The following is a 3,374-nucleotide window of genomic DNA, read 5'->3' on the forward strand; positions in this document are numbered from 1 at the left end:
GATCACTATAATGAGCCCATAATGATACTGCCTTCACGGTCAAAATATTGGATTTTATGAACAGCTGGAATCAACTTTTAATACAGGAACAAGAACCACTGACCACTGCCCGCCTCGCCGTGGGCTTTGTTGCCCCGGTCACCGATCAGGGCCTGATCGCTTTCACCGGCGAAGAATCTGCCAGTTTCCTGCACAATCAGTTGACCAATGACGTGGAGCGTCTGGGCCAGGATGAGGTGCGCCTTGCCGCCTATTGCTCTCCCAAGGGCCGCATCATGGCTTCTTTCCTGATGTGGCGCAATGACGATTCCGTCTTCCTGCAACTGCCGCGTGCCATCCAGGCGCCGATCCAGAAACGCCTGCAGATGTTCGTGCTGCGCTCCAAGACCAAACCTGCAGACGTGACCGACAACTATGTCGCCCTCGGCCTCGGCGGCGGCATGGCGGAAGCGGTGCTGCAAACCTGGTTTGATGTGCTGCCGAACCGCCCATATTCAAGGATCGATCACCCGCTGGGCACACTGCTGCGCGTAGCCGATGCTTTCGGCGCGCCGCGCTACCTGTGGCTGACCACCGCCGAAACGGCAACGATGGCCGCACCAGTGCTGGCCGATCGCCTGATCGTTGGCGGCAATGAAACCTGGCGCCTGGCCGATATCCACGCCGGCGTGGCGCAGATTGGCCCCGGTACGCAGGAGCAGTTCGTGCCGCAAATGGTTAACCTGGAACTGCTGGGTGGCGTCAATTTCAAGAAGGGATGCTATCCCGGCCAGGAAATCGTGGCCCGCAGCCAGTACCTCGGCAAGCTGAAACGCCGCACGGCACTGGTCACCATCGCCAGCGCGGACGTTGCGCCGGGCGCTGAAGTCTTCACGCCTGCCGATCCTGAGCAGCCTTGCGGCATGGTGGTCAACACCGCGCCCAATGGCGAGGGCGGCGTGGACGCGCTGGTTGAAATGAAACTGGATGCAATCGAGCAGGCGGATGTGCGTCTGGGCTCGGCCACCGGCCCCGCCCTGCAATTCCTGCCGATGCCCTACGTGCTGGATAAGCTCGACGTCTGAGCATGTTCGATCTGTACATCTATTACCAGGTGCGCGAGGCCGATGCCGGCGCATTGCAGCCCCTGGTCGCGGCCATGCAGTCAAAGCTGGCCGCGCGCTACTCCCTGGCGCCGCAATTGAAACGGCGCCCGCAAGCCAAAGACGGCTTGCAGACCTGGATGGAGGTTTATCCCGCCACGCCGGACGGCTTCGATGCCGTGCTGGCGCAGGCCGTGGCTGAAGCAGGTCTGGTGGCATTGACCGCCGGTCTTCGCCACGTGGAAGTATTTACGGATTTAGTGTCACCATGTGTTTGATTGTCTTCGCCTGGCAGGTTGTGCCGGGTGTGCCGCTGATTGCCGCGGCCAACCGCGACGAGTTCTACGAGCGCGCGACCGCGCCGGCCGCGTCATGGCCGGAGTTTCCTCATGTTTTCGCGGGCCGCGACCTGAAGGCCGGCGGCAGCTGGATGGGCATCACGCGCCCTGCTTCGGCCGACTGTTCCAGCGCCGACGAGCCGGTCGTGCGTGCGGACTGCCATGGCACGTCCGAGCCCGATCCGGCCGCCGCGCCAGCCGATGCTGCCGTAACGCCATCGCGCTTTGCCGCCATTACCAACGTCCGCAATCCGCTCGATCATCGCGATGACGCGCCTTCGCGTGGCCATCTGGTGACCGATTTCCTGCAAGGCGAGCTGTCGGCGCGTGACTACGTTGCGCAAATCGCCGGCGGCGCATCGTACTACAACGGCTTCAACCTGATTCTGTGCGACGGCAAAGAGCTGGTGTGGTATTCGAATAAAGGCGAAGGTGATGCGCGCAACGGCCAGCCGTTGGCGCCGGGCGTGTATGGCCTGTCCAACGGCTTGCTGGACTCGCCATGGCCGAAGGTGCTGAAGACGAAGGCGCAGTTTGCCAGCATGCTGTGCCTGGGCGCACCGGAAGATGCCTATTTTGAGATGCTGTCGGACACGGCGACCGTGCCGGACATGCGCCTGCCCGACACCGGCGTCCCGATCGAATGGGAGCGTCTGCTGTCAGCGGTGAAGATTGAATCGCCGAATTACGGCACGCGCAGCTCCACGGTGGTCAAGCTGTATGCCAGCGCACCCGGCCTGCTGCACGAGGTTACGGTCCGTTAAGGCAAAGGCTCACGCACGCAGGACGGCTTGGCGCTGCCGTCCGACTTGCACCAGATGAGCGTCCGCGTGCCCGTGTCCACCGTGTAGAAATGCGTGCTGCCGGCTGACGAAGCGGCGGCCGCGGCGGGCCATGCGCCCGCACCGCCATACTGCGCGTGGGCGTTGGGGAAGCTGTTGATCGAACCTGCGATATAGCCGGCGCCAAATACGCCGGCAACTGCCAGTGCTGCGAACACACGCTTCATAGCGCCCTCCGCCTCAGAAGTAATAGACCATCTCGATGTGGGGAATGCCTGCTTCGTAAAACACATCGCCCTGTGCGGCGAAACCGTGGGCGAGGTAGAAATCCGCTGCGTGGGTTTGTGCGCTCAGAATGACGCGCTCGTCGCCGCGCTCCTCCGCCCTGGCCATCAAGCCTTTCAACAGCGCGCCGCCAACCCCGGTGCCGCGCGCAGTGCGCAGCACGGCCATACGGCCGATATGGCCATCCGGCAGCAGGCGGCCTGTGCCAATCGCTTTGCCGTCAGCGAAAGCCACGGCGTGGACGCAGACCGCGTCCTTGTCATCCATTTCCAGATCGGCGGGAACGTTCTGTTCCTGCACGAAGACCTCCAGGCGGATCGGCTTGGCGTCCGCCTGCATGCTTGCCCAGTCGCCGAAGCGAATATCGTGTTGTGTGCTCATGGGCGTGATTGTCGCAGGATTTCAGCCCGCGCGCATCTTCGCCAGCAGGGCCTCCCGGATCTGCGGCGTGGCTGCGTAAGGATCGCTCGGGTTCTGCTGGTTCACCATATCCTTCATGCGCTGCTCCACGCCGCCCAGGGCTTGCGGATGGGTGAAGATGTAGAAGCGGTCGTCGGCAACGGCTTCGAACGTCAGCTCTGCGACGTCCGCCGCAGTCAACTTGCCGGAGTTGACGGCCTTGTCGACCAGCGACTGTGCGGCCAGCTGGCTGGCGGTGGGCGGCGCGGTCATGCGCACATCGCTTGGACGATTGCGGTGCGACTGACCGATCCCGGTCGGGACGAAATATGGGCACAGTACCGAAGCACTGATGGGCGCCTGCACCAGCTGCAGATCCTGGTACAACGTTTCGCTCAGTGTGACCACCGCGTGCTTGGACACGTTGTACACGCCCATGGCTGGCATGCTCATGGTGCCCGCCATCGACGAGGTGTTGACGATATGGC

General features: G+C 62.9%; 6 protein-coding genes. 3 read left to right on the forward strand and 3 right to left on the reverse strand.

The annotated features are described in order from the left end of the window. Positions 1 to 56: 56 nt before the first annotated feature. From ygfZ to AB4Z11_RS27125, 3 genes are read left to right on the forward strand one after another with little or no spacing between them, the layout of a single operon-like run. Complete coding sequence (gene ygfZ, locus AB4Z11_RS27115) at positions 57 to 1,064, forward strand: CAF17-like 4Fe-4S cluster assembly/insertion protein YgfZ (RefSeq protein ID WP_442028946.1); 1,008 nt, start codon at positions 57 to 59, stop codon at positions 1,062 to 1,064. 2 nt (positions 1,065 to 1,066) lie between these two features. Next, the gene (locus AB4Z11_RS27120) at positions 1,067 to 1,360 is read left to right on the forward strand and encodes a DUF4936 family protein (RefSeq protein WP_442028947.1); all 294 of its coding nucleotides are present in this window, start codon (positions 1,067 to 1,069) and stop codon (positions 1,358 to 1,360) included. Continuing rightward, entirely contained in the window at positions 1,351 to 2,184 is an 834-nt protein-coding gene (locus AB4Z11_RS27125; protein WP_442028948.1) for an NRDE family protein, read from the forward strand. Before AB4Z11_RS27120 ends, AB4Z11_RS27125 begins: the two co-directional genes overlap by 10 nt. Here AB4Z11_RS27125 and AB4Z11_RS27130 read toward each other — a convergent pair. From AB4Z11_RS27130 to AB4Z11_RS27140, 3 genes are all read right to left on the reverse strand, one after another. Then, on the reverse strand, positions 2,181 to 2,429 hold the full coding sequence (locus AB4Z11_RS27130; RefSeq protein WP_442028949.1) for a hypothetical protein: 249 nt from the start codon (positions 2,427 to 2,429) through the stop codon (positions 2,181 to 2,183). The genes AB4Z11_RS27125 and AB4Z11_RS27130 overlap by 4 nt on opposite strands. Before the next feature lie 13 nt (positions 2,430 to 2,442). Continuing rightward, positions 2,443 to 2,868 (reverse strand): GNAT family N-acetyltransferase, encoded by a 426-nt coding sequence (locus AB4Z11_RS27135; protein WP_442028950.1) that lies wholly within the window; start codon positions 2,866 to 2,868, stop codon positions 2,443 to 2,445. Positions 2,869 to 2,889: 21 nt separating this feature from the next. Next, a partial coding sequence (locus AB4Z11_RS27140; protein WP_442028951.1) for an SDR family NAD(P)-dependent oxidoreductase occupies positions 2,890 to 3,374 on the reverse strand: 485 nt, incomplete at its 5' end.

The sequence above is a fragment of the Pseudoduganella sp. RAF53_2 genome, from assembly GCF_052113985.1.
In the GTDB taxonomy this organism is placed as follows: Bacteria; Pseudomonadota; Gammaproteobacteria; order Burkholderiales; family Burkholderiaceae_D; genus Rugamonas.

Bases quoted from the DNA above. Each gene is read 5' to 3' on its own strand.
- AB4Z11_RS27130 (WP_442028949.1), bottom strand. From the start codon at position 2,429: ATGAAGCGTGTGTTCGCAGCACTGGCAGTTGCCGGCGTATTTGGCGCC.
- AB4Z11_RS27120 (WP_442028947.1), top strand. From the start codon at position 1,067: ATGTTCGATCTGTACATCTATTACCAGGTGCGCGAGGCCGATGCCGGC.
- AB4Z11_RS27125 (WP_442028948.1), top strand. From the start codon at position 1,351: ATGTGTTTGATTGTCTTCGCCTGGCAGGTTGTGCCGGGTGTGCCGCTG.
- AB4Z11_RS27135 (WP_442028950.1), bottom strand. From the start codon at position 2,868: ATGAGCACACAACACGATATTCGCTTCGGCGACTGGGCAAGCATGCAG.
- ygfZ (WP_442028946.1), top strand. From the start codon at position 57: ATGAACAGCTGGAATCAACTTTTAATACAGGAACAAGAACCACTGACC.